We start from the raw sequence: 24,849 nt of genomic DNA on the forward strand, positions 1-24,849 counted from the left end.
ATATGTTTAGCACTGAACAAGGATATTACTTCGCCTATAAAGTATTTGTGAAGAAGTTTCATCACAATGTTGTGGGGAAATGATAGACTAACTATGTCAAATATTCGAGGTGTAGTATGTTCTTTAATGGATGGGAAACTCTTCTCCGAACGGTTGTAGTCGGTGTTTTAAGCTATATAGGATTGATTGTCATTTTACGTATATCAGGTAAGCGTACGCTTTCGAAGATGAATGCTCTCGACTTCGTTGTGACCGTTGCATGCGGGTCAATCTTAGCCACCATTTTATTAAGTAAAGACGTAGCTCTTTCAGAAGGCTTGACTGCTTTTATTGTTCTGATAGGTATGCAATATCTAGTTGCCTGGTCATCTGTCCGATTCCGAGTTATTAGCAAACTAATTAAATCAGATCCAAAAAAATTGTTTTATGAAGGCTGTTTTTTGAAGGAAACAATGGAATCAGAATGTATTTTGGAAGAAAAAATATTCCAAGCCGCACGTTCGTTCTCTCGATGAGGCGACGGCTGTTATACTAGCAACGGATGGCAGTATTTCCGTCATTCAATCTAAAAGCAAAACCTCTCTTTCTACTCTCTCCAACCTTAAAAAAGATAGTAGGTAAGGAGCACCCGTTTAACGTTCATGATTATTTTCACCGGTACTAACTATCAAATGAACTTCGATGATGTACACATTAATTGATTAGATAGTTATAAGAGGAACTTACTAAAAAGATGAGTTCTTCATCAAGAAGTAAAAAGCAGTTACCGTGCACATGAAAAAGCACTGTGGACTATGCTTTCATAAATATTAAAGTAGTGTCGTTTTTTGAATTCAGAGTTGAATGGAAAACGAGTACTTTGTATTAATCTCTACTTCAAATAAAATAAGGGCAGCGTTTTATGCAAACGCTCGCCCATTTTGTCATGCCTATTATTTTCTCCAGTGCTTGGCGATGAATTCATCACGCCCTGAACGTGCACGGTTGTCCGTGTAATGTTCCTTTTCTTTTACGTAATAGTCTTGATGGTATTCTTCTGCCCGATAGAAAGTTTCTGCAGGGCGGATTGTTGTAACGATAGGCTTTGTGAAAATGCCACTTGCAGCTAGGTCAGCTTTCGATTTCTCGGCAATTTTCCGTTGCGCATCTGTGTAATAAAAAATAGCGGTTGTGTAAGATGAGCCGCGGTCGTGAAATTGACCTTCTGCGTCTGTCGGATCGATTTGTTGCCAGAAGACTTCGAGCAACTTCTCATATGGAAATAAGGCAGGATCAAAAGTAATTTCAACCACTTCAACATGACCGGATGTACCTTTTTTCACATCTTCATACGTCGGATTTTCAAGATGCCCGCCCATGTATCCTGACACGATATCTTGGACCCCAGACCATTCTTTAAACGGTTTCACCATGCACCAGAAGCATCCGCCTGCAAATGCCGCTTTTTCAAAATTCTTTTCAACCATTGCTAACATCCCCTTTATATATATGCGGTTGTTCAAAATCACTCGCTTAGTAGACCGGTACCCAACCTCCTCCGAAATGAACAATGCATCTCTTCTTTTGAAGGAAGTTGGCAACTATCCAAACAATTCTTTAACTTCTTATTGACTGGACATCTCTTGTACCATACTACCGTTTTTTCTCACGTTTCATCTATTAATAACAACTATTACTTAGAATTAGCTTCATATCCTATCATCTAGATAAAAGACATATTATTTCTTAATTGATTGTGATCATTTCATCTATCTACAACTTTGTCAATCACCACCTAGCACAGACATTCTCACGTGGTAACTAGCAAAGTTTCCTCCTGTACCTTTCCACTCTCTTCTTCCGGGATCTTAATGAATTTAACAATAATCGCACTTACTAAGTAGAGAGCACTAAAAATCCACACAACCCCTTCTGGTCCAACAAGCCCGATAAACGCTAAGGCAATCGCTGGCGCTACGAATGTCGAGAGACCCGCAGAAAAATTCAACACGGACATTGCTGCGCCTTTATCTTCGCCTGCAACAGATGGTACTAGTGCGCCAATCGGAACGTAGCCTGCTACTAAACCGCCCCAAATGAATCCAACAATACTCGTCATCACAATGCTACCATTTGTAATGACCGGTATATAAAACAATAGTGGCGTGAATATCGCACAACCGACTCCACCAAACCAAATGATTGTGTTTTTCCAACCAAATTTATCTCCAATGAAGCCGAAGACTAAATTAAAAATGATATTTCCTAAGAAAAATGTTCCCCACAACTGCAACCAAGCTGTTGTTTCAATACCATGTTGCGCCATATGCATTGGTAAGAACACCGGGAATCCATAAACACTTAAGCTATTGATCACGCGAACAACCCCACCTGCGGCAACCCTCGGGTTCGACTTCAAAATAGTGATCCCTTTCAGTAATTCTTTGACTGCTTCTTTTTTATTCGCGAGTTTTTTCTTTTCAAACTTGTCTTTATTGATTACTAAAGCTAAAACAGCACCAAGACATACCCAGAAAATAGATGTCCACATCGTATTGATGTAACCGAGATGTTGGATTGCAAAACTTGAATACCACGCGCCAAGCACCATCATTCCCGCACAAAAAACGAACCAGAACCAACCAACGGCTGAACTCAATTTACTTTGTGGTGTCTTATAAATAACCCATGTTAAAAAAGAATAAGCAAATAGCGGATAGCCAAAACCTTTTATGAAATAAGTCAAAAGCATAACCGGATAATTCATCGTTGAAAAACCATATGTAATAAACCCTGCTGTCCCGATAATATAGACGGCTAAGCCAATTGCCATTGTACGTTTAGGACCAAATACATCTACGCAGACACCCGAAAACCAAGAAGATAGTGCAATCGAGATTCCGTAAACTGTGAATATAGCAGCTGATTGTTGAATGGTTAATCCACTATCGATTAGGAAGGGACTTAACCACCCCGCTTCAATCCCATCTCCCATCATGAACAACATAACACCGAAGAAACCCCATCCTAAGTTCTTTGTTATTCCTACTTTCTCCAACATATCCACACTCTCCATTCCTGCTTACGTATTTTATATTATTTTAATAAAATAAAAAGACCTTCCTGTAAAAACAGAAAGAGTCTTTGGCAATCATCGCTCACGCAATATAAATATGCTTTGCTCTTTCTATCTCTCAAGCTACGCTTGCTGGATTTGGCACAATTATGTTGCCGAAGTTTCATAGGGCCAGTCCCTCAACTTCTCTCGATAGAAAATAATATAAAATTGATAGAATTTTATTAAAACTAAACCAATGAAATTACTGTACATAATAATTGATATAAAGTCAACAGGTTATCGGAACTTTCTAAATTTACAGTCCGTAATATGGTATACTACCAAATACAAACTACTTGTTTAAGTCGATTTACATTTCAACTCACGCTTTCTTTTACACTTAATAGAAGTTCTCTTTTTTAATAATTAATGGACTAGGAAGCTGCAGTCATGCTAGAACTTCAAAGTGAACTTGAAATGGTAAAATTATTTCGCTGGAAAGGATTTTTGTAATGCAATCGTATATTGATGTAAAAAATGGTATCGTTCCTTCGGTTTGTTCTCTTGATTGTCCAGACCAATGTGGATTGCTGATTCATAAAGAAGACGGGAAAATCGTTAAAATTGAAGGTGATCCTGAACATCCAGTCACAAAAGGAAGTATATGCAACAAAGTTCGGCATATGGCTGAACGGATTTATGATAAAAATCGGTTGACTACCCCTCTGAAACGCATTGAAAAAAAAGGCGATGGACAATTCGTTCCAATCAGTTGGGAAGAAGCCATTACAACTATCACAAATGAATGGAAAAAAATAATAACTGAAGAAGGTCCAGAAGCGATTCTTCCTTATAGCTTCTATGCAAATATGGGAAAACTCAGTTCTAAAGGGATGGATCGTCGTTTCTTCAACCGCCTTGGTTCGAGTCAACTGGACCGGACGATTTGCTCAGTTGCTGGCGAAGCCGGTTACAATTACACAATGGGCGGGCGTTATGGAACAGATCCAGAAGAGATGACGGAAACGAAACTATTTATATTCTGGGGCATCAATGCTGTCAGCACCAATATGCATCAAACCATGATCGCGCAAAAGGCGAAAAAAAATGGTGCGAAAACTATTGTCATTGACGTCCATAAAAATCAAACCGGACGCATGGCGGATTGGTTCATTCCTATTTTACCTGGCACTGACGGAGCGCTTGCTCTCGGAATCATGCATATTCTTTATAAAGAAAAACTAGTTCATCAAGCGTTTTTAGAAAAGTATACAATCGGCCATGAGGCACTCGGTGAACATGTGAAATACTACAATCCACAAATAGTTTCCACCATTACAGGCGTGCCCGAAGAAGATATTTATAAATTGGCACGGATGTATGGGGATATTTCTCCTTCCATGATTCGCATCGGCAATGGGTTGCAGCATCATGATAATGGTGGCATGATAGTTCGAACCATCTCTTGCTTGCCTGCTTTGACAGGTCAGTGGGAATTAAAGGGTGGAGGTGCGGTCAAATCAAATTCCGACTATTTGACGCATAATATTGCTGCACTGGAACGGCCTGAACTTCAAAAAAAGCCTACGCGTAAATTTAATATGAATTTATTAGGGCAAGCATTACTGAAGGAACAACAACCGATTCGCTCGTTGTATGTCTATAATAGCAACCCCGCTGTAGTCGCACCGGATGCCAATAAAGTCCAAGATGGCTTAGCACGCGAGGACTTGTTTACAGTTGTCCATGATTTGTTTTTGACGGATACTGCCTTGTTTGCGGACATTGTACTGCCTGCGACATCCGCTTTTGAAAATACGGACTTTTATGCGTCTTTCTGGCATCACTACATCCATTTACAAGAACCTGTCATCGAAACATACGGGGACAGTAAATCCAACCCAGATGTTTTCAGGTTGTTAGCTCAAGCAATGGATTTTGACGAGCAACCCTTCCTGGACGAGGATGCCAAAATGATCGACCAAGCATTAAGCGATTTGTCCAATCCTCACTTATCCGAAGTATCGTATGCTGCATTAAAGGATCAACGCTATATAAAAGCGAGTGGGACAGGCGATCTATTGAACCATTTAAAAACGCCAAGTGGAAAAATTGAGTTGTATTCAGAACAAATGAAAGCAGCAGGATTACCAGCCCTGCCTACGTATATTCCGATTGTTCAAGATTCCGATTACCCTTTACTGTATGTACCTGCAATTAACCATAACTTTATGAACACGATTTTTTCGAACAATGAAAAACATATCCAACTTGAAAAAGCACCTAAATTGTTCATCAATCGGCACGACGCAGAAAGCCGAGGAATTGAAGATAAATCGACTGTTCGTATATGGAACGAGCGCGGAGAATGTATATTTACTGTCTCTGTCGGTGAGCAAGTCCTTCCCGGAGTTGTTGTCAGTCAAGGGATTTTGGGAGATAGTTCAGGTCAAAAACACCTTGTGAACGCATTAACACCAGACCGAATTGCTGACATGGGCGGTGGAGCAACGTTTTTCTCAGGGTGTGTTGAAGTGGAAAGTGTTATCTAGATAGAATGGATTAGAATTCCTGCGACATCAAAACAAGCCTCTTGGAGACTATCCCAAGAGGCTTGTTTTATTCTTCTATTGTCTCAACACCGCCACACTGATAGATGCAATGTTCCACATTGTGTTTAAGTCATGATTGTTTCGGTCATCATGCGTTTGCTCACAGGTATTTTTTCTGTCATGCTTACCTTTCACTGCCTCGTACTCTATGTAGACGCCTAACTTTTGAATAGAACTAGCTAAAATGTTTATAATCCCTATTTAAAGGAAGAAAAAGAGTAAGAATAGTTTAAAATAGGAGGTCGTGAAAATGAGTAGATTAGAAGGATCTCAACAATCGTTTTGGAAAACTGAAGCAGGTCCGGTTCACTATGCAAAACTCTCAAAAGATCTGGAAGTCGACACAGCTGTTATTGGAGGAGGGATTTCAGGTGCACTTACTGCATATCTGCTTGCCAAAGCCGGGCGATCGGTTGCTATTGTCGAAGCACGTGACTTTAGTGCCGGCAGTACAGGCGGCACCACAGCGAAACTTTCTTCACAGCATCAGCTGATTTACCACGAAATGTTGCAACGCGATGGATTAGATGTAGCCAGAAAATTTTACGATGCAAATGAAGAAGGTCGTAAACTCATTGAATCCATTATTAAAGAACACAACATAGACTGTGATTTTACTGAAGAAGACGCCTACGTTTTCACGCAAGACGGAAGCCATACCGAAAGCTTGAAAGCCGAAGCACAAGCCTATGATGAAATCGGTATTGATGGCGGTATGACCAATTCCATCCCCATTGATTTCGATGTGAGTTCAGCTCTTGTCATGCGGAAGCAAGCACAATTCCAACCTGTGAAATTCATCCACGGCTTATTGAAAGCCATTGAAGAACTTGGCGGAAAGATTATTCAACATACACGCTATATGGACAAGGAAGAGCACGATGATTACTTAGTACTTACAACCAATACACCATATAAAATCACATGTAAACATGTCGTACTCGCTACACTATTCCCAGTGGAAGATCCTCACTCATTTTATTCCAATACTATGGAACCCATGTCTTCACATTTAACTGCATTTGAGAGCGATCAACCATTTGGTACAGGGGTGTATATTGGCCAAGACGAACCTAGACGGACATTTCGTGGAGCCTATGATGGAGACCAGCCTATCTTGATCGTTGGAGGCAATACACATCGAACAGGGAATAAAAGCTCCACTATCGATCATTACGAAGCGATTCGCCAATTTACAAAAGCAGAATTCGGTCTGACCAAGATGCTCGCTTATTGGTCAGAACACGATATGGTAACACCTGATAGACGTCCATTCATAGGACCGATAGAAGAAGGCAACGATAAAATGTTCGTCATGACTGGCTATAATAAGTGGGGATTAGCAGTCGCCGGTACAGCTGCACAATTGATTTGCGACTTGATCGAAGGCAAAGAAAATTCATATGCGAAATTCCTCAGTCCTCAACGAGATTTGCCTAAAAAAGAAGAGAAGGAAGATCAACCTTCAATTTTAGAGCAAGCAAAGCAACTATCAAAGGGAGAAGCCAAACGATTTGAAATAAACGAAGAAGCTTCCGGTATGTATAGAGACCACACTGGAGACATTCACTACGTCGATCTGACTTGTACTCATTTAGGTTGCGAAGTGAAATGGAATGATGGCGATGAAACATGGGATTGCCCTTGCCATGGCTCTATATTCGACGGCACAGGGAAAGTGATCGCGGGACCGGCAAAGGATCCACTAAAACAAATAGATGTATCTTGATATGACAGAGGTATCTGTGTGAGAAGTTTTGATGATTGTTTATGCAGTCATGTCGACTTCTCGTACAGGCGCCTTCTTTTATGATTGTCTATAAAAGAACAGGTCGTTGCCATCTAAAAATAATAGCATATCCGCACGATTAGAAGTCCATTGCGGACGTAAAGGATTTCCGTCAGGTTTGTGGAAATCAAGTTCTTGAACTATGTCATAAGAATTGGCTTTTCTCACCAATTTAAAATTGGAGCTATCTGGATGACTACAGTTTACTATACGGATACGTTCTAACGAATGCATGGAACTGCTATCAATCCATAATTAACCATACTGCGCAGGTATATATGATAGAGATAATTAAAAGTAAAAAACAGTTATATATTACTACCTTTTTCACTACATTCTGAATATACGTCAACTAATCTAGCGTGCTAAAATAGATTGAACGCAATCCGAAAGAGGAAGTGTAAAACTCAAAAGAAGTCCGATATTGGCTGTACACTCATCACGTTACTCTGTATTTGATTAATAAAAATCAAACTATTAAAGAGGTGTTCCAAGTTGATAGCGGAAAATAAAGAACAAACTATATTTACCCATACAGGAAAGAAAATCATGACAGACCGTGAAATCGAAATTATTGCGAAAGTCGAAGAACCATTAGTCGTTGTATTAGGCAATATGTTAAGCGACGAAGAATGTGACGAACTGATTCGGCTTTCTACAGATAAAATGAAACGCTCTAAAATAGGCATAACTCATGCAGAAAATGAAATTAGAACAAGCAGTGGTATGTTTATTGAAGAACCTGATAACTTGATTGCCTTACGGATCGAAAAACGCATTGAGGCAGTTATGAGTATTCCAATTGAACATGGTGAAAGACTCCAAGTTCTGCATTACTTACCTGGACAAGAATATAAAGCACATCATGACTTCTTCTCTGCAGCAAGCCATGTTACTAACAATCGGATTAGCACACTTGTCATGTATTTGAACGACGTCGAACAAGGTGGCGAGACGTACTTCCCCCACCTGAAACTGTCGATCACACCGCAAAAAGGAATGGCTGTCTACTTTGAATATTTCTATACGGATCCATTGTTGAATGACTTAACGCTACACGGCGGCGCACCTATAGAACTCGGAGAGAAGTTTGTTGCTACACAGTGGATGAGAAAACAAAGAGTTCGGTGAGAAATTCCATTACACTATCATTTACTATATATACACTTGTATCAAAAACGATTAGTTTACCCAACTGATCGTTTTTTTGATTTCAAGATAGTGGCTAATTAGTGCGCACTTTATGAATACGTTAGTTCTTACTCCTTTACTTGTTTCAAGTTAGAAGTTTTACTTTAACCTCGTAAGGGAAATGTAGATTAACTATGTCAAAACTTCGAGGTGGATTATGTTCTTTAATGGGTGGGAAGCTCTTCTACGGATTGTGATAGTTGGAGTTTTAAGCTATATCGGATTGATCATTATTTTACGCATATCGGGTAAACGTACACTTGCCAAAATGAATGCATTTGACTTTGTTGTTACTGTAGCACTGGGTTCAATTCTGGCGACGATTTTATTAAGCAAAGACGTAGTTCTTCTAGAAGGTTTAACTGCTTTCATCGTCTTGATCGGCATGCAATATGTAGTGGCTTGGTCGTCTGTTCGATTTCAAACTATTAGCAAACTGATTAAATCCAAACCACAATTATTATTTTATAAAGGTAGTTTTTTGAATGATACGATGAAAGCAGAACGTATACTGGAAGAGGAAATTTTTCAAGCTGCACGTTCGAGCGGATTAGGTTCTCTTGATGAAGCAACAGCGGTTGTTCTTGAAACAGATGGAAATATTTCTGTTATTAAATTAAATAATAATCATTCTTTTTCTACTCTTTCGAACATCAAAGAACGATCAGACTCCCCTACACAATAAGATTTTTAGAGATCGCTAATATGTATTATATTTATCAAAATCAAAAAAGCGCCAACCCCATAAACTGGAGTTGGCGCTTTAACTATATCTTTGGAGAACGGCTTACATCATGCCGCCCATACCACCCATACCGCCCATATCAGGCATTCCTGCTGCGCCTGCTGGTTCAGGCAAGTCTGCTACTACAGCTTCAGTAGTCAAGAACATAGCCGCTACAGATGCTGCGTTTTGTAATGCAGAACGAGTTACTTTCGTTGGATCCACGATACCTGCTTCTACCATGTTCACCCATGTGCCTTCTGCTGCGTTAAAGCCGACGCCGACTTCTTCGCGCTTCAAGCGGTCTACTACGATAGAACCTTCAAGGCCTGCGTTTGTTGCGATTTGACGTACTGGCTCTTCAAGTGCACGAAGTACAATCTTGATACCTGTTGCTACGTCACCTTCTGTATCCTCAAGTAATGTTTCTACTTGCTTGTAGACGTTCACGAGTGCAGTACCGCCACCCGATACAATTCCTTCTTCTACTGCTGCACGTGTTGAGTTCAATGCGTCTTCGATACGAAGTTTTCGCTCTTTCAACTCTGTTTCAGTTGCCGCTCCGACTTTGATCACTGCTACACCGCCAGCTAGTTTAGCTAGACGTTCTTGCAACTTCTCTTTGTCGAATTCAGAAGTTGTTTCTTCCAACTGTGAACGGATTTGGCCTACTCGCGATTCGATAGAACCTGCATCACCGCTACCTTCAACGATTGTTGTGTGATCTTTTGTTACTACGATTTTCGCAGCGCGTCCTAGAGATGTCAGGTCAGCAGATTTCAGATCCAGTCCTAGATCTTCTGTGATTACTTGTCCACCAGTTAGGATGGCGATGTCTTCAAGCATAGCTTTACGGCGATCACCGAAGCCTGGTGCTTTAACTGCAACCGCATTGAATGTACCACGAAGTTTGTTGACTACTAGTGTAGCTAGAGCTTCACCTTCAACATCTTCTGCGATGATCAACAATGGTTTACCTTGCTGAACAACTTGTTCAAGCACTGGTAGAATTTCTTGGATATTGTTGATTTTCTTATCTGTAATCAAGACATATGGATTTTCAAGCACTGCTTCCATTTTGTCTGTGTCTGTTGCCATATAAGCCGATGCGTAGCCACGGTCGAATTGCATACCTTCTACTACATCAAGCTCTGTAATGAAGCCTTTAGATTCTTCGATTGTGATGACACCATCGTTACCTACGCGCTCCATTGCTTGAGAAATTAACTCTCCGACTTCTTCGTCTCCAGAAGAGATGGCCGCAACTTGTGCAATTTCTTGTCTGCTTTCGATTTCATCGGAAACGCTTTGAAGACCTTCCACTGCCGCAACTACCGCTTTTTCGATTCCCTTACGGATACCCACTGGGTTTGCTCCAGCTGTTACGTTCTTCAAGCCTTCACGGATCATAGCTTGTGCAAGCACAGTTGCTGTTGTTGTTCCGTCACCTGCAATATCGTTCGTCTTGGATGCAACTTCTGCTACAAGTTTTGCACCCATATTTTCGAATGCATTTTCAAGCTCGATTTCTTTTGCAATGGTTACACCATCATTAGTGATGAGTGGTGAACCAAATTTGCGCTCAAGTACGACGTTACGACCTTTTGGCCCAAGTGTTACTTTTACAGCGTCTGCTAGTGTATCTACACCGCGTAGCATTGCGGAACGTGCTTCTTCGTTAAATTTAAGTTCTTTAGCCATTGTAAATGATTCCCTCCAGAGTTTTCTATTTGTCTACTATGTTTACGTTTTAATTAATTATCCAATAATTGCAAGAATATCGCTTTCGCGAAGGATTAAGTATTCAGTACCTTCATACTTCACTTCAGTGCCTGCATATTTAGAGAAGATGATACGGTCGCCTTCAGATACTTCTAGTTCGACGCGCTGTCCGTTCTCAAGAACACGGCCTGTACCAGCAGCAATTACTTTTCCTTCTTGTGGCTTTTCTTTCGCAGAGTCTGGTAGCACAATGCCGCTTGATGTTTTTTCTTCTGCTTCGATTAATTCGATAATGATACGGTCACCTAGTGGTTTCAACAAATGAAACAACCTCCTCGAGATAATGTGTAATTTTTATTCTTCTTAGCACTCACTTAAGTTGAGTGCTAACACAACTCTTATAATAAATAATTTTACACATAATTGCAAGTAAAAGCGTTCGACATTTTCTTCTTTTGCCAAACGTCTTTTTTCGCGTTAAACTAGTCAACATGTATGGAAGAAAGGTTGTGCACCGTGAAAAACTGGGTTATTGCTTTGATGATCTTCTTGACGTATGTGTTGCTACAGATTGCTAGCATTTTTCTTGCCCCTGAATTAATCGTTTATTTCACCGGCAAAGACTTGTCCAAAGTAGAAGCCGTTTCACAAGGATTCGCTTGGACGTTATTCATCACGCAAGGTATCGCGGCACTCATAATTGCTGTGATCCTGTTACGGAATAAAAAGTTCATACCTGTATTTAAAGGAAAAACGTCAGGATTTGGAAGCGTTCTTCTATGGGGGGTACTCGGCTTCTTTCTCGCCATGGCGGGACAAATTGTAGGTGCTGCGATTGAATCGGTGTTCGGTGTGACCGCTGGCTCCGAGAATACAGAATTATTATCGAATATCTCGAAAACCGCTCCTATTATCATTTTTGCCATGGTGTTGTTTGCACCGTTTCTTGAAGAAGTTGTGTTCCGCCGGATTATCTTCGGTGGCTTGTACACTAAGACGAACTTCTGGATCGCTGCAATTGTCAGTGCTATCGTCTTTGCTGCTGTACATGGTGAGTTGCAGCACTTGCTCATGTACTTGATGCCAGGCCTCGCGTTCGCCTTCGTCTATTACAAGACCAAGCGCCTACTGACCCCAATGCTTGCCCATTTCCTCATGAACAGTTTCGTTACTGTTGTTCAGTGGAATGCGGATAAACTGCAACAACTACAAGATATGCAACAGAGTATCGTATTATTCCTACAATAGAAAAAATCTCCTCGTAAATGAGGAGATTTTTTTATTGTGGTTATGTGGGAGGTTAAATTGGCTTGTGGTTCGGGGATTGGAGTTCCAGCAGGGGACGCTTTCCTGAAGGCGTGGCCCCTGCTGGAACTCCAATCCCTACATTTAAAGTGTATCGATATAGATCAATCACTGGTGGTATTGCCTGAACTATTGTTGCCTTTCAACTTATCTAAGTTCAAGTACAAGAGTATAAAGCTATTTAACAATATGCGATTAGAAAGCATATTTAAACACTGTCTAGGTTCTTACTTTTTCTTTATCTACCAAACTTCAGAACATCACAGTAGTTGATCGTAAGTGGAAGGCAGCGACTCCCGATGGATCAGCGAAAGCCGTAGCGCAGGACGGCTTTTGCGAGTAAAAGCGAAGCGTTAGGAGCATGCACTTTCCTAGACTGAAATTAGCTAGCCACGCCCATAGGAAAGCGCCCGCCTGGAACGTCGATCAACGGTGCCTTCCCCACTCTCAAAACCTTTATTGAGCTGCCATAATCTGCACCATCTTATCGATATCAGGCTTTGCTGTCCCTCTAACATTCTCTGTCAAAATACTAAAGATCAGTTCTTGTCCACTCCTTGTCTTTACATAACCCGACAACGAATCCGTACCGTTAAGTGAACCAGTTTTCGCTTGCACCTTGCCTCTGACAACAGGACTTGTCAAACGATTGCGTAACGTTCCGCCTAGCATTCGGTCATTCACACCAGCGATTGGTAACGAACGCTCAAACGCTGGATACCACTCCTTGGATTGAGCTACATATAACACTTCTGATATTTTCTCAGAAGGGATTTTGTTTTTATGCGACATACCTGAACCATCCTCTAAATACATACCTTTCGTGCTAATGCCGTCTTTTTCTAACGTTTCTCTGACGACACGCAAGCCAGCATTCCAGCTTCCTTCATTATACACAGCACGTCCCATCGACTTCGCCAAAATCTCTGCATGAGAGTTGTTGCTGTACTTCATGAATGGCATCATCAAATAATACAATGACATCGATTCTTTCTTTGCGAGTAACTTTGCGTTCACAGGAGTTTTCCCCCGTGTTACACGAGCAGTCGGTTGAAGCTTGATCCCTTCTTTAGCTAACGCTCGTTTGAAGACGTCCGCTGTATAAGCTGTTGGATTAGATACCGTCACCCATTGTCGCTTACCGTTTGAATGAAGTGGAATATTGCCCGAAACGATAATCGTGTTCGTGCCTTGCTGACGTTTTATCGTAACGGTATTCCGTTGATTTTTCGGTACAGTGCGTGTGCGGTTAACGACTTTTACGATGTCTGTATGCGGAGTCAATGTGACTGCTCCTGCCCTACCGTTTCGCGTCGGCTTCGCTTGGACAATTGTCGTGCCCGCGTCGTAGTCTTTATTCGGTGAGATGGTCAGTGCCGAAACTTGCGCTGCGTAATAATAAGTTTCATCTGATTTATAAATACCTGGCGATAGACGTTGCGTATCAAACCATGTATCATCCGCCACGATATGTCCTGTTACGGAATGGATACCTGATTCACGCATATGACGTGCCAAGCGCAATAAGTCGGCTTCAAGTAATGTCGGATCACCTGTCCCGCGCAAATATAGATGACCGTCGAGGATACCGTTTTTCACCGTACCGTTCGTTAAGACATCTGTATCGAATGTATAATCTTTCCCTAGTACTTCAAGAGCTGCTGTACTTGTTAATACTTTTACGTTTGAAGCGGGCGTGACACCCTTATTTCTGCGGTATTGATAGACAATGCGATTAGAATCCGCTTCACGTACGATGATACTACTTCGCGTACCACGCATACGCTGACTTGTGATCACTTGGTTAATCCCTGCTTCTAACCCTTTATAGGACTGCTGAGCCGCAGCTGCCTGTCCTTCTATAATTGGAGTCGTAACACTCGCTATAAACAACATTGCACCTAGTAACCACTTGCTCCATCTAGTTGGAGTCTTTTTATTGTTCACTTGTATTCATTTCCCCCTACTCATTCTATTCTTAAATAGTTTACCATAGGGGCATTGGTAAATGAACCCATATTTGATCATGGCACCATAAACGCAAAAGACCCCCTTGCAGTAGCAAGAGGATCTGAATGGATTTACTTATCGCCTGTTTTATTCATCACTTCATCAATCTGACGCTGTTGCTCAGCCTTCACTTCTTCCATCTGACGCAGACGTTCCGCTTTCTCGAACTTCCGATAACCTAGACGCGAAATCACGATACTGACCTCATATAAAATGAATAACGGAACCGTGGTGAATAAATGCGAGACGATGTCAGGCGGTGTAATGAACGCAGCCAATACGAATAACACAAAATAGGCAACTTTTCGCATTTTGACGAGTACTTTAGGCTGCAACACACCAAGACGTGATAAAAACAAAATGACGATCGGTAACTGAAAGACGAAACCGAACGGCAATAGGAGCGAGAATAAAAAAGAGAAATATTCATTAATACCGATTGTCTGTTCAATGTTTAATTGACCTGACAGATTAATCATGAATTTCATGACATACGGTAGCAATATAAAATAGGAGAAACTGATTCCTGCTAAAAACAGGAGAAAAGCAAATGGGATATACGACAACGTGATACGCCGTTCCAAATCACGAAGTCCCGGTGAAATAAAGGCCCAAAATTGATACATGATGACCGGTGAAATAATTACAATCGCAAGAAATACAATGACTTTCAAATAGATCACGACTGGATCTACGACGTTAAATGCATTCAATGTGACTTGTTCAGCCGGTGTATCAAATTGTATAAAATTAATCAGCGGCTTCGCCAAGAAGAAACTACCGATTGCCCCAACAATAAAGAAAACGACGATTACCATCAGCCGTTTTCGAACTTCATCTATATGTTCAATGATCGTTAAGTCTTTATCTGCCATCAGAATAACACCCTAACTCAGCGCACTTCTTCTTTCTTGTCTTCCACCTTTTTTACATCATCTTCGTCATCTGTAAGGCCTTTAGTTGCGTTTTTGAACTCGCGCAATGAAGAACCGAACGCTTTACCGATTTCAGGTAATTTCTTAGGACCAAATATAAGCAATGCGATCACAGCGATAATCAGTAAACTTCCGATACCTGGAGCCATGTTGGCCACCTCCTCATAATATGTCTATTCTACATGAAATCCTATCATTTTACTATCACGGTGTCATGTAATTTGTGAATCTTTTACGTCCGTTTTGATGAGATAAATCAAGGTTTGTAGCTCAACAGACAAGTCGATTGTCTGAATGCGGATTGTGTCTGGTACAGCCAATCGTTCAGGAGTAAAGTTCAAAATCCCTTTCACTGACGTGGTAGCGAGACGATCAGTCAATTCTTGTGCCACACGTGATGGAACGGTCAAAATGACCATTTCAATGCCTAGTTCATTAATTTTCTCTTCAATACGATCAGGTGGATAGATAAGAATATCATTCTTCAATTCACCTTCATGTGGTGCTTTTGGATCGAATGCCACGACAATTTTCGTGTTATGAATCTTTTGGAAATTGTATTTCAAAAAAGCGTTACCGAGGCTACCTACCCCGATTAATGCCACATTGGTTTCTTCGTCTTGATCGAGTGTTTCGCGGAAGAATTGCAACAAGGAATCGACGTCATAGCCATATCCTTTGCGTCCGAGCGCTCCAAAATGCGAGAAATCCCTTCGGATCGTCGCCGCGTCAATTTTCATCGCTTCACTTAATTCGCCTGATGAAATGCGTTGTACACCTTTGTCTGCATAATTTCGTAAAAATCTATAATATAAAGGCAACCGTTTTGATGTTGCCTGCGGAATTCTAGGTTTACTCACAGCTGTGCCCTACCTCCATTGTCACTTCAATGACCAACCCCTAAACAAGGGTATAGCCGCTTTTATCGTACAGCACAACGAGATTATTGTAAAGCCGATTATTGCAGGGAACGGCCCATTCCATTAAACTGATAAGGAATAGAGGTGTGGGGCTTGATTATTTTACAAGTGAATGGACTGACCAAGTCTTTTTCAGGCACGGATCTACTAGAGAACGTCCGTCTCGAAGTACAGCATCGAGATCGCGTCGCACTAGTTGGTCGGAACGGCGCTGGAAAATCAACATTATTAAAAATAATTGCAGGTGAACTATCCGCAGATGAAGGAGATATTATCATTCCAAAAGATGTACGCATGGGTTATCTCGAACAGCACAGCGGACTGGATTCGGAATTAACGATTTGGGATGAAGTGATGACGGTATTCGCACCCCTTCGTGAAAAGGAAAGTCGCCTGCGTACGCTAGAGCATGAAATGGCAAATCCAACGGTATATGAAGATCCAGATCGCTATGCTCGCGTCATGACGGAATATGATGAACTGCAAATTGAATTTAAGGAAGCAGGAGGCTATCAGTTTGAAGCCGATGCTCGTTCTGTGCTTCATGGCATGCGGTTTTATCCAGATGACTTCGAGAAGCCTGTGCATTTACTGTCTGGTGGTCAAAAAACTCGTCTAGCGCTTGCAAGGATGCTTCTGAGCAAGCCAGACTTACTGATACTTGATGAACCGACAAATCACTTGGATATCGAAACACTGAACTGGCTCGAACGATATTTGTCGGGTTACGAAGGGGCCATTTTAATCGTTTCGCATGATCGCTACTTCCTTGATAAAGTTGTTACAACCGTTTATGAAGTGTCTCGGCGAAAAGTCTCCAAGTACAGTGGTAATTACAGTTCATACTTAGACGAGAAAGCGAAAAACTACGAACGTGACCAGAAGTTGTTCAGCCAAGAAAAAGATGAACGCGCCAAGTTGGAAGAGTTTATTCAGAAAAATATTGCGCGCGCATCTACTTCCAAAATGGCGAAAAGCCGACGTAAACAACTAGAGCGTAGGGACTGGACGGACTCCCCTGATGGCGATGAGAAATCCGCGAACTTCTCCTTCTCAATTGATCGACCGAGCGGTAATGATGTACTGTCGCTAGACGACGTCAAAATTGGCTATGGTGAAAAGCCGGTATCGAAGAATATTAATCTACGTATTTATAAAGGTGATCGCGTAGCATTTATCGGTCCAAATGGTGTCGGCAAATCGACGTTACTTAAAACCATTGTTAAACGCAATGAACTACTAGGCGGAGAAATCCGTTATGGAACGAATGTCCAATTCGGTTATTATGACCAAAACCAAGCGACACTCATTGGTTCCGGTACCGTTTTACAGGAAATATGGGATGACTGGCCACAAATGAATGAAAAAGATGTCCGTTCATTACTTGGACGCTTCTTGTTCACGGGCGACGATATAGAAAAACTTGTCTCTTCACTGTCAGGCGGAGAAAAGGCTCGTCTTTCATTGGCCCAATTAATGCTCGAGAAATCTAATACATTGATCTTGGACGAGCCAACGAACCATTTAGATCTCGACAGCAAAGAGATATTAGAAAATGCACTAGACGACTTCCCGGGGACCATTCTGTTCGTGTCACATGACCGGTACTTTATCAACCGACTCGCAACCAAAGTTATTGAAATGAGTGACGATGGCGCTGTTGAGTATCTGGGCGACTATGATTACTTCATCGAGAAAAAAACTGAGATGGAGGAAATACTAGCCGTCACACGACTTGAACAACAATCCAAACAACCCATCATTAAAAAAGAAGTGGCGAATAAAGAAAACCAACGCCACGAACGCCGACTAACTAGATCCATTGCTGACTTAGAGAAAAAACTCGAAGCTTTCGACGAAGAAATCGAAACTCTGCAAGCAAAACTACTAGAACCCGAACTGGCGAATAACCACATTGAGCTAATGGATATCCAACGCCAAATCGATGAAATACAAGCCGTCCATGACGAACAAGCAGAAGAATGGTTGTTACTTCAAGATGAGTTAGAAAACTTATAAAGACGTCTGGAGCTTTAAATGAATGTCATACAAACTGAGCATTGAGAACTGATTGGTTCTTGATGCTTTTTTTGTACTGGCTTAGTTATGAAGGATAATGGTGATGGTATGAGCGGTTATGGCTTCGTATAGAGCGGTCGCGCGGGGAGTATGAGCGGTTGCGGCTTCACATAGAGCGGTCGCGCAGGAAGTATGAGCGGTTACGGCTACTCATAGAGCGGACAAACAGGAAGTATGAGCGATTACGGCTACTCACAGAGCGGTCGCGCAGGAAGTATGAGCGGTTACGGCTACTCATAGAGCGGTCGCGCGGAGAGTATGAGCGGTTACGGCTACTCATAGAGCGGCCACACTGGAAGTATGAGCGGTTACGACTACTCATAGAGCGGCCAAACAGAAAGTATTAGCGATTACGACTTACCGTAGAGTGATCTTCACATTCCACAGAGCGCTTGTGCAAAACATGATGCTTCAACTATATTATCCGAACAATCTCGCGACAAATTACGACAAGAATCAGTTCATTCCTCCTATCATTCGTCATTTTCATACTTTCATTAAAAACAGCAAGCTAAAATATACTTTATTTCTCCACAATCTTCTCCACAGATTAAATCCCCGTTTGAACACATATGAACATAGTTATCCACTTCATCCACAGTTATTTGTTTATTAGTCCACATAGTTATCCAAAATGTATCCGTTTACCATTCACAGGTTACAATTGTTACCCACATTCTATCCACAAATTGTGTATAAGTACGAATGTTCCCTATTGACAATCTAATATTCGTCTAACAAAAAAACACACAATTTGCTGAAAGTTAGCAAACTGTGTGTATCTTCATTAATTCCATGATTTTAATGGCATTCCAGGTCGACCGTTCATACTAGAATCACTTCGAACGCCACTTTTCCACATCTCATAGCCAGCCGCGGCAATCATCGCCGCATTATCTGTACACAATGAAATAGGTGGAACATAAAAAGGGATTCCCTCTTTTTCAAGCGCAGCAGTTAATGATTTTCGTAGTCCTTGATTGGCAGCTACACCACCTGCCGCAATCACTTGCTTCACGTCATATTCTTTTGCAGCTTTCACTGTCTTGACTGTCAGTACATCGACAACACTTTGCTGAAAGCCCGCCGCAACATGATCATGATTAATTTTTCCGCCTTTTTGCTCAATATTATGCTTATAATTAATAACCGCAGATTTCAATCCACTAAAACTGAAGTCATACGAATCTTTTTCGAGCCAAGCACGCGGGAAGTCAATACTTTCATCACTTGCCAGTGCCAACTGATCTACTTGTGGGCCTCCGGGATAAGGCAAACCTAGTACACGCGCTACTTTGTCATAAGCCTCTCCCGCTGCGTCATCTCGCGTTTCACCGATCAATTCAAATGAACCATGTGACTTCATGACAACAAGCTCCGTGTGACCACCCGAGACAATGAGCGCCAGCAAAGGAAACTCCATCTCATGAATCAATTGATTGGCGTAGACATGTCCTGCAATATGGTGGACACCTATCAACGGTAACTGATTTGCAAAAGCGAAAGCCTTCGCTGCGTTGATGCCGATTAATAATGCCCCCACTAACCCAGGTCCTTCTGTCACAGTAACTGCTTCCAAATCACTTGGTACAAGCTTAGCTTCATTCAAAGCTTCCTGAATCACCAGTGTGATTTGTTCCACATGCAGACGCGAAGCTATTTCGGGAACAACACCACCGAATTGCTTTTGCTGCTGGATTTGTGACGACACTATAGATGAGACAATTTCTGTTCCATTTTTCACTATAGAAGCTGCGGTTTCATCACAACTCGTTTCAATACCTAAAATATAATGATCTTTATCCATTAGAATTCCACCCACATGACGAGCCCATCTTCATGGTCGTCTGTATAATAGTTTTTCCTTATGCCGCCTTCATGAAAACCTAACTTACGATACAACGTCCGTGCTGGTTCATTGCTTACACGCACTTCAAGCGTCATAGTTTTCACTTCATTCAAGCGGCACAGTTCCATCGCCTGACGCATCAGATCTTCTCCGTACCCTTTACCTCGGTAAGCCGAGAGTACGGCCACATTAGTAATATGACATTCATCTAGTACAATCCACATACCACAATGCCCAATTACTTCACCGTCAAGATCCGCTACAATATAATGAGCATACGCATTTCCTGTTAATTCATGCTCGAAAATCTCTTCTGTCCAAGGCGTCGCAAATGATTCAAGTTCTATATTAGCAACTGCCGGTATATCTTCATGCGTCATCTTTCTAAACAGTACTTCATTACTCATGGGAAGACTCCTTCTTCACCAAATTGGCTTCTGCCTCAGTAATCCGCTTATACTGTGGCGTAAATGTATGCACTGCTTCCGATTGATCTGCACTTTGAGCCAGTAATATAGCAGAAGATGCACGTGGTACATTCAATGCGAATGATGCGATATGTGCTTGTTCTCCAAGATGATCACGAATAATGGATGCATGCAGTTTTACATCTTCTCCCACAAATAAAACTTCTTCGTTACACTCTTTTAACTTCTTCAGCAACTCTGCAAGTAAACAGTGCTGATCCTCGAGCACATTGACTAGTTCAGTCCCAATCAAACGATAGACACCTGCGTAGACATTAGATCTTCTCGCATCAATCACGGAACAGATGAGACCGTTAAACAGTTGTCCATTAACTGCTAAAGCCTTCAGACTCGATACACCGTAAAGAGGCTTATCAAGCGTCCAAGCGAGCGTCTTCGCAATCGTCACGCCAATACGGACGCCTGTATACGATCCGGGACCCTCAGAAACAGCAATCGCATCTATTTCCGAAGGAGTAATGTCTGCTTTACGACACGCCTCTTCTACTGCTGGCATTGCGCGTAGCGAGTGATTGATCTTCATCATGCTTGACTCTTCGATCAGTAATACATCGTCTTTAACGATGGCTACAGATAAAGGTGAATTTGCTGTATCTATACCTAACCATATCATGTAAAAATCTCCTCACAAATACGTGTAAATCGTTCACCTTTTGGCGTACATTCAACTCTGCGGGAATCAGGCCCTGTATGATGGATGACCAGTTCCATCCGGTCTTCAGGCAATTCTTCTTGAATAAATTGTGCCCATTCCACCACTGAAATCGCATCTCCATAAAACAGTTCGTCCCAGCCTAAGTCTTCTTCGCTATTGGCTAACCGATATACATCCAAATGATTGAAAGGGTAATTCCCTTCATACTGCTTGATAATCGTAAAAGTAGGACTACTGACTGTCCGTGTGATACCGATTGCTTTTGCAAGTGCTTTTGTGAATGTTGTTTTACCAGCTCCGAGATCACCTTCAAGTGTCAGCACGTCAGGAGGTCTTAGATACCCACCGATCTCGGCAGCTAGCTTTTCCATCTCCTCAACGGACTTGATTTCTTTCTCCCACACAGCCAACTCACCCTTCTCTTCCTATTATAGTACTAGTGTACAGAAAAATCTTAGAAAACAAAAGCCAAGAAGACAGCCTTGTTTATTTACAATAAAAAAACGATCACACCCGTTGAGGTGAAATCGTTTTGGAATGTTAAAATATGGCGGTCCCGACGGGAATCGAACCCGCGATCTCCTGCGTGACAGGCAGGCATGTTAACCGCTACACCACGGGACCACTGAAAATAAGCAAAAAAATAAAGCCTAGCAACGTCCTACTCTCACAGGGGGAAACCCCCAACTACCATCGGCGCTGAAGAGCTTAACTTCCGTGTTCGGTATGGGAACGGGTGTGACCTCTTCGCCATCGTTACTAGACTCTTTGAGTAAAGCTTGTTCACTCAAAACTGAATAAAAGACATTGTGTAGTTCAAGTAACTACTTTTTATAATAGGTTAAGTCCTCGATCGATTAGTATCTGTCAGCTACATACGTCGCCGTACTTACACCCCAGACCTATCCACCTCATCATCTTTGAGGGATCTTACTTACTTACGTAATGGGAAATCTCATCTTGAAGGGGGCTTCATGCTTAGATGCTTTCAGCATTTATCCCGTCCATACATAGCTACCCAGCGATGCCTTTGGCAAGACAACTGGTACACCAGCGGTATGTCCATCCCGGTCCTCTCGTACTAAGGACAGCTCTTCTCAAATTTCCTGCGCCCGCGACGGATAGGGACCGAACTGTCTCACGACGTTCTGAACCCAGCTCGCGTGCCGCTTTAATGGGCGAACAGCCCAACCCTTGGGACCGACTACAGCCCCAGGATGCGACGAGCCGACATCGAGGTGCCAAACCTCCCCGTCGATGTGGACTCTTGGGGGAGATAAGCCTGTTATCCCCGGGGTAGCTTTTATCCGTTGAGCGATGGCCCTTCCATGCGGAACCACCGGATCACTAAGTCCGTCTTTCGACCCTGCTCGACTTGTAGGTCTCGCAGTCAAGCTTCCTTATGCCTTTGCACTCTGCGAATGATGTCCAACCATTCTGAGGAAACCTTTGAGCGCCTCCGTTACTCTTTAGGAGGCGACCGCCCCAGTCAAACTGTCCACCTGACACTGTCTCCTGCCCGGATCACGGGCAAGGGTTAGAAGTCCAATACAGCCAGGGTAGTATCCCACCAATGCCTCCTCCGAAGCTGGCGCTCCGGAATCCAAGGCTCCTACCTATCCTGTACAGGCTGCACCGGAATTCAATATCAGGCTACAGTAAAGCTCCACGGGGTCTTTCCGTCCTGTCGCGGGTAATGCGCATCTTCACGCATATTATAATTTCACCGAGTCTCTCGTTGAGACAGTGCCCAGATCGTTACGCCTTTCGTGCGGGTCGGAACTTACCCGACAAGGAATTTCGCTACCTTAGGACCGTTATAGTTACGGCCGCCGTTTACTGGGGCTTCAATTCGGAGCTTCGCTTGCGCTAACCCCTCCTCTTAACCTTCCAGCACCGGGCAGGCGTCAGCCCCTATACGTCATCTTACGATTTTGCAGAGACCTGTGTTTTTGCTAAACAGTCGCCTGGGCCTATTCACTGCGGCTCTCTCGGGCTATTCACCCTACCAGAGCACCCCTTCTCCCGAAGTTACGGGGTCATTTTGCCGAGTTCCTTAACGAGAGTTCTCTCGATCACCTTAGGATTCTCTCCTCGCCTACCTGTGTCGGTTTGCGGTACAGGCACCTCCCGCCTCGCTAGAGGCTTTTCTTGGCAGTGTGAAATCAGGGACTCTGGAGATTAAATCTCCTCGCCATCACAGCCTGGTGTTGGATGAGAACGGGATTTGCCTCGTTCTCCACCTCACTGCTTAGACACACAACCAACTGTGTGCTCACCCTATCCTACTGCGTCCCCCCATTACTCAAACGGCGGGGAGGTGGTACAGGAATGTCAACCTGTTGTCCATCGTCTACGCCTATCGGCCTCGACTTAGGTCCTGACTAACCCTGAGCGGACGAGCCTTCCTCAGGAAACCTTGGGCATTCGGTGGAAGGGATTCTCACCCTTCTTTCGCTACTCATACCGGCATTCTCACTTCCAAGCGCTCCACCAGTCCTTCCGGTCTAGCTTCAACGCCCTTGGAACGCTCTCCTACCATTGACCCTAAGGTCAATCCACAGCTTCGGTGATCTGTTTAGCCCCGGTACATTTTCGGCGCAGCGCCACTCGACCAGTGAGCTATTACGCACTCTTTAAATGATGGCTGCTTCTAAGCCAACATCCTGGTTGTCTGGGCAACGCCACATCCTTTTCCACTTAACAGATACTTGGGGACCTTAGCTGGTGGTCTGGGCTGTTTCCCTCTCGACAATGGATCTTATCACCCACTGTCTGACTCCCAAACATAAATCATCGGCATTCGGAGTTTGTCTGAATTCGGTAACCCGGGATGGGCCCCTCGTCCAAACAGTGCTCTACCTCCGAGATTCTTTCGTTTGAGGCTAGCCCTAAAGCTATTTCGGAGAGAACCAGCTATCTCCAGGTTCGATTGGAATTTCACCGCTACCCACACCTCATCCCCGCATTTTTCAACATACGTGGGTTCGGGCCTCCAGTCAGTGTTACCTGACCTTCACCCTGGACATGGGTAGATCACCTGGTTTCGGGTCTACGACCCCATACTCATTCGCCCTATTCAGACTCGCTTTCGCTGCGGCTCCGCTTTCTCAGCTTAACCTTGCATGGAATCGTAACTCGCCGGTTCATTCTACAAAAGGCACGCCATCACCCATTAACGGGCTCTGACAATTTGTAAGCGCACGGTTTCAGGATCTATTTCACTCCCCTTCCGGGGTGCTTTTCACCTTTCCCTCACGGTACTGGTTCACTATCGGTCACTAGGGAGTATTTAGCCTTGGGAGATGGTCCTCCCGGATTCCGACGGAATTTCACGTGTTCCGCCGTACTCAGGATCCACTCTGGAGAGAATGTGCTTTCGATTACGGGGCTTTTACCCTCTTCGGCGGACCTTTCCAGGTCGCTTCATCTACCACATTCCTTTGTAACTCCGTATAGAGTGTCCTACAACCCCAAGAAGCAAGCTTCTTGGTTTGGGCTCTTCCCGTTTCGCTCGCCGCTACTAAGGGAAT

General features: G+C 42.9%; 19 protein-coding genes, 1 tRNA gene, 2 rRNA genes and 1 riboswitch (1 of these 23 running past the window's edge). Of the genes, 7 read left to right on the plus strand and 15 right to left on the minus strand.

From position 1 onward, the window contains the following. The first annotated feature begins 116 nt into the window (after window positions 1–116). Window positions 117–515 (plus strand): DUF421 domain-containing protein, encoded by a 399-nt coding sequence (locus SporoP17a_RS07535; RefSeq protein WP_237262404.1) that lies wholly within the window; start codon window positions 117–119, stop codon window positions 513–515. Window positions 516–932: 417 nt separating this feature from the next. Here SporoP17a_RS07535 and msrA read toward each other — a convergent pair whose 3' ends face one another. After that, window positions 933–1,466 carry a peptide-methionine (S)-S-oxide reductase MsrA gene (gene msrA, locus SporoP17a_RS07540; protein WP_420542197.1) on the minus strand — a complete coding sequence of 178 codons (534 nt, stop codon included), beginning with the start codon at window positions 1,464–1,466 and terminating at the stop codon, window positions 933–935. Between the two features lie 323 nt (window positions 1,467–1,789). Further along, window positions 1,790–3,040 (minus strand): MFS transporter, encoded by a 1,251-nt coding sequence (locus SporoP17a_RS07545; protein ID WP_083034119.1) that lies wholly within the window; start codon window positions 3,038–3,040, stop codon window positions 1,790–1,792. A gap of 123 nt (window positions 3,041–3,163) precedes the next feature. Continuing rightward, a riboswitch (SAM riboswitch) is annotated at window positions 3,164–3,254 on the minus strand. Between the two features lie 295 nt (window positions 3,255–3,549). Between SporoP17a_RS07545 and SporoP17a_RS07550 the strand changes: the two genes are divergently transcribed. The 4 genes from SporoP17a_RS07550 to SporoP17a_RS07565 all read left to right on the plus strand — a co-directional run bounded on the left by SporoP17a_RS07550 (window position 3,550) and on the right by SporoP17a_RS07565 (window position 9,314). After that, window positions 3,550–5,589: a molybdopterin-dependent oxidoreductase gene (locus SporoP17a_RS07550; RefSeq protein ID WP_083034120.1), complete on the plus strand. Its 2,040-nt coding sequence runs from the start codon at window positions 3,550–3,552 to the stop codon at window positions 5,587–5,589. Between the two features lie 310 nt (window positions 5,590–5,899). After that, window positions 5,900–7,378, plus strand: a complete 1,479-nt coding sequence (locus SporoP17a_RS07555; protein WP_083034121.1) for an FAD-dependent oxidoreductase — start codon at window positions 5,900–5,902, stop codon at window positions 7,376–7,378. A 609-nt stretch (window positions 7,379–7,987) separates the two neighbouring features. Next, window positions 7,988–8,569: a 2OG-Fe(II) oxygenase gene (locus SporoP17a_RS07560; protein WP_083035942.1), complete on the plus strand. Its 582-nt coding sequence runs from the start codon at window positions 7,988–7,990 to the stop codon at window positions 8,567–8,569. Between the two features lie 217 nt (window positions 8,570–8,786). Beyond that, entirely contained in the window at window positions 8,787–9,314 is a 528-nt protein-coding gene (locus SporoP17a_RS07565) for a DUF421 domain-containing protein (RefSeq protein WP_083034122.1), read from the plus strand. 102 nt (window positions 9,315–9,416) lie between these two features. Here SporoP17a_RS07565 and groL read toward each other — a convergent pair whose 3' ends face one another. Both groL and groES read right to left on the minus strand, forming a co-directional pair. Then, window positions 9,417–11,054: a chaperonin GroEL gene (gene groL, locus SporoP17a_RS07570; protein WP_083034123.1), complete on the minus strand. Its 1,638-nt coding sequence runs from the start codon at window positions 11,052–11,054 to the stop codon at window positions 9,417–9,419. Window positions 11,055–11,111: 57 nt separating this feature from the next. After that, entirely contained in the window at window positions 11,112–11,396 is a 285-nt protein-coding gene (gene groES, locus SporoP17a_RS07575) for a co-chaperone GroES (protein ID WP_029055048.1), read from the minus strand. 195 nt (window positions 11,397–11,591) lie between these two features. Here groES and SporoP17a_RS07580 point away from each other — a divergent pair, with 195 nt between their 5' ends. Next, the gene (locus SporoP17a_RS07580; protein WP_167693401.1) at window positions 11,592–12,323 is read left to right on the plus strand and encodes a CPBP family intramembrane glutamic endopeptidase; all 732 of its coding nucleotides are present in this window, start codon (window positions 11,592–11,594) and stop codon (window positions 12,321–12,323) included. 513 nt (window positions 12,324–12,836) lie between these two features. Here the strand turns inward: SporoP17a_RS07580 and dacB are convergent. The 4 genes from dacB to SporoP17a_RS07605 all read right to left on the minus strand — a co-directional run bounded on the left by dacB (window position 12,837) and on the right by SporoP17a_RS07605 (window position 16,185). Then, on the minus strand, window positions 12,837–14,327 hold the full coding sequence (gene dacB / locus SporoP17a_RS07590) for a D-alanyl-D-alanine carboxypeptidase/D-alanyl-D-alanine endopeptidase (protein ID WP_083034126.1): 1,491 nt from the start codon (window positions 14,325–14,327) through the stop codon (window positions 12,837–12,839). A gap of 134 nt (window positions 14,328–14,461) precedes the next feature. Further along, window positions 14,462–15,265, minus strand: a complete 804-nt coding sequence (gene tatC, locus SporoP17a_RS07595; protein ID WP_083034127.1) for a twin-arginine translocase subunit TatC — start codon at window positions 15,263–15,265, stop codon at window positions 14,462–14,464. A gap of 17 nt (window positions 15,266–15,282) precedes the next feature. Beyond that, window positions 15,283–15,474, minus strand: coding sequence for a twin-arginine translocase TatA/TatE family subunit (locus tag SporoP17a_RS07600; RefSeq protein WP_029055052.1), 192 nt, complete (start codon window positions 15,472–15,474; stop codon window positions 15,283–15,285). A 63-nt stretch (window positions 15,475–15,537) separates the two neighbouring features. Continuing rightward, on the minus strand, window positions 15,538–16,185 hold the full coding sequence (locus tag SporoP17a_RS07605) for a redox-sensing transcriptional repressor Rex (RefSeq protein ID WP_083034128.1): 648 nt from the start codon (window positions 16,183–16,185) through the stop codon (window positions 15,538–15,540). A gap of 153 nt (window positions 16,186–16,338) precedes the next feature. On the opposite strand from SporoP17a_RS07605, the gene SporoP17a_RS07610 reads away from it, so the two are divergent. Next, a complete protein-coding gene (locus SporoP17a_RS07610) occupies window positions 16,339–18,264 on the plus strand; it encodes an ABC-F family ATP-binding cassette domain-containing protein (protein WP_083034129.1) in 1,926 nt (641 codons plus the stop codon). Between the two features lie 847 nt (window positions 18,265–19,111). Here SporoP17a_RS07610 and tsaD read toward each other — a convergent pair. The 7 genes from tsaD to SporoP17a_RS07645 all read right to left on the minus strand — a co-directional run. Further along, window positions 19,112–20,131, minus strand: a complete 1,020-nt coding sequence (gene tsaD / locus SporoP17a_RS07615) for a tRNA (adenosine(37)-N6)-threonylcarbamoyltransferase complex transferase subunit TsaD (protein ID WP_083034130.1) — start codon at window positions 20,129–20,131, stop codon at window positions 19,112–19,114. Beyond that, a complete protein-coding gene (gene rimI / locus SporoP17a_RS07620) occupies window positions 20,131–20,580 on the minus strand; it encodes a ribosomal protein S18-alanine N-acetyltransferase (protein WP_083034131.1) in 450 nt (149 codons plus the stop codon). Before rimI ends, tsaD begins: the two co-directional genes overlap by 1 nt. Next, the gene (gene tsaB, locus SporoP17a_RS07625; protein ID WP_083034132.1) at window positions 20,573–21,274 is read right to left on the minus strand and encodes a tRNA (adenosine(37)-N6)-threonylcarbamoyltransferase complex dimerization subunit type 1 TsaB; all 702 of its coding nucleotides are present in this window, start codon (window positions 21,272–21,274) and stop codon (window positions 20,573–20,575) included. Before tsaB ends, rimI begins: the two co-directional genes overlap by 8 nt. Further along, window positions 21,271–21,687, minus strand: a complete 417-nt coding sequence (gene tsaE / locus SporoP17a_RS07630) for a tRNA (adenosine(37)-N6)-threonylcarbamoyltransferase complex ATPase subunit type 1 TsaE (protein WP_083035944.1) — start codon at window positions 21,685–21,687, stop codon at window positions 21,271–21,273. The genes tsaB and tsaE overlap by 4 nt, the downstream gene beginning before the upstream one ends. Before the next feature lie 177 nt (window positions 21,688–21,864). Next, window positions 21,865–21,940, minus strand: a tRNA-Asp gene (locus SporoP17a_RS07635). 24 nt (window positions 21,941–21,964) lie between these two features. Continuing rightward, a 5S ribosomal RNA gene (rrf, locus tag SporoP17a_RS07640) occupies window positions 21,965–22,080 on the minus strand. Between the two features lie 73 nt (window positions 22,081–22,153). Further along, window positions 22,154–24,849, minus strand: a 23S ribosomal RNA gene (locus SporoP17a_RS07645); it runs 234 nt beyond the window's last position.

Origin of the sequence: Sporosarcina ureae (assembly GCF_002082015.1) — a bacterium.
Lineage (GTDB): Bacteria > Bacillota > Bacilli > Bacillales_A > Planococcaceae > Sporosarcina > Sporosarcina ureae_A.

Excerpts from the sequence above, each read along its gene's own strand:
- SporoP17a_RS07535 (WP_237262404.1), top strand. The coding sequence starts at position 117 with ATGTTCTTTAATGGATGGGAAACTCTTCTCCGAACGGTTGTAGTCGGT.
- msrA (WP_420542197.1), bottom strand. The coding sequence starts at position 1,466 with ATGGTTGAAAAGAATTTTGAAAAAGCGGCATTTGCAGGCGGATGCTTC.
- SporoP17a_RS07545 (WP_083034119.1), bottom strand. The coding sequence starts at position 3,040 with ATGTTGGAGAAAGTAGGAATAACAAAGAACTTAGGATGGGGTTTCTTC.
- SporoP17a_RS07550 (WP_083034120.1), top strand. The coding sequence starts at position 3,550 with ATGCAATCGTATATTGATGTAAAAAATGGTATCGTTCCTTCGGTTTGT.
- SporoP17a_RS07555 (WP_083034121.1), top strand. The coding sequence starts at position 5,900 with ATGAGTAGATTAGAAGGATCTCAACAATCGTTTTGGAAAACTGAAGCA.
- SporoP17a_RS07560 (WP_083035942.1), top strand. The coding sequence starts at position 7,988 with ATGACAGACCGTGAAATCGAAATTATTGCGAAAGTCGAAGAACCATTA.
- SporoP17a_RS07565 (WP_083034122.1), top strand. The coding sequence starts at position 8,787 with ATGTTCTTTAATGGGTGGGAAGCTCTTCTACGGATTGTGATAGTTGGA.
- groL (WP_083034123.1), bottom strand. The coding sequence starts at position 11,054 with ATGGCTAAAGAACTTAAATTTAACGAAGAAGCACGTTCCGCAATGCTA.
- tatC (WP_083034127.1), bottom strand. The coding sequence starts at position 15,265 with ATGGCAGATAAAGACTTAACGATCATTGAACATATAGATGAAGTTCGA.
- SporoP17a_RS07600 (WP_029055052.1), bottom strand. The coding sequence starts at position 15,474 with ATGGCTCCAGGTATCGGAAGTTTACTGATTATCGCTGTGATCGCATTG.
- tsaD (WP_083034130.1), bottom strand. The coding sequence starts at position 20,131 with ATGGATAAAGATCATTATATTTTAGGTATTGAAACGAGTTGTGATGAA.
- rimI (WP_083034131.1), bottom strand. The coding sequence starts at position 20,580 with ATGAGTAATGAAGTACTGTTTAGAAAGATGACGCATGAAGATATACCG.
- tsaB (WP_083034132.1), bottom strand. The coding sequence starts at position 21,274 with ATGATATGGTTAGGTATAGATACAGCAAATTCACCTTTATCTGTAGCC.
- tsaE (WP_083035944.1), bottom strand. The coding sequence starts at position 21,687 with ATGGAAAAGCTAGCTGCCGAGATCGGTGGGTATCTAAGACCTCCTGAC.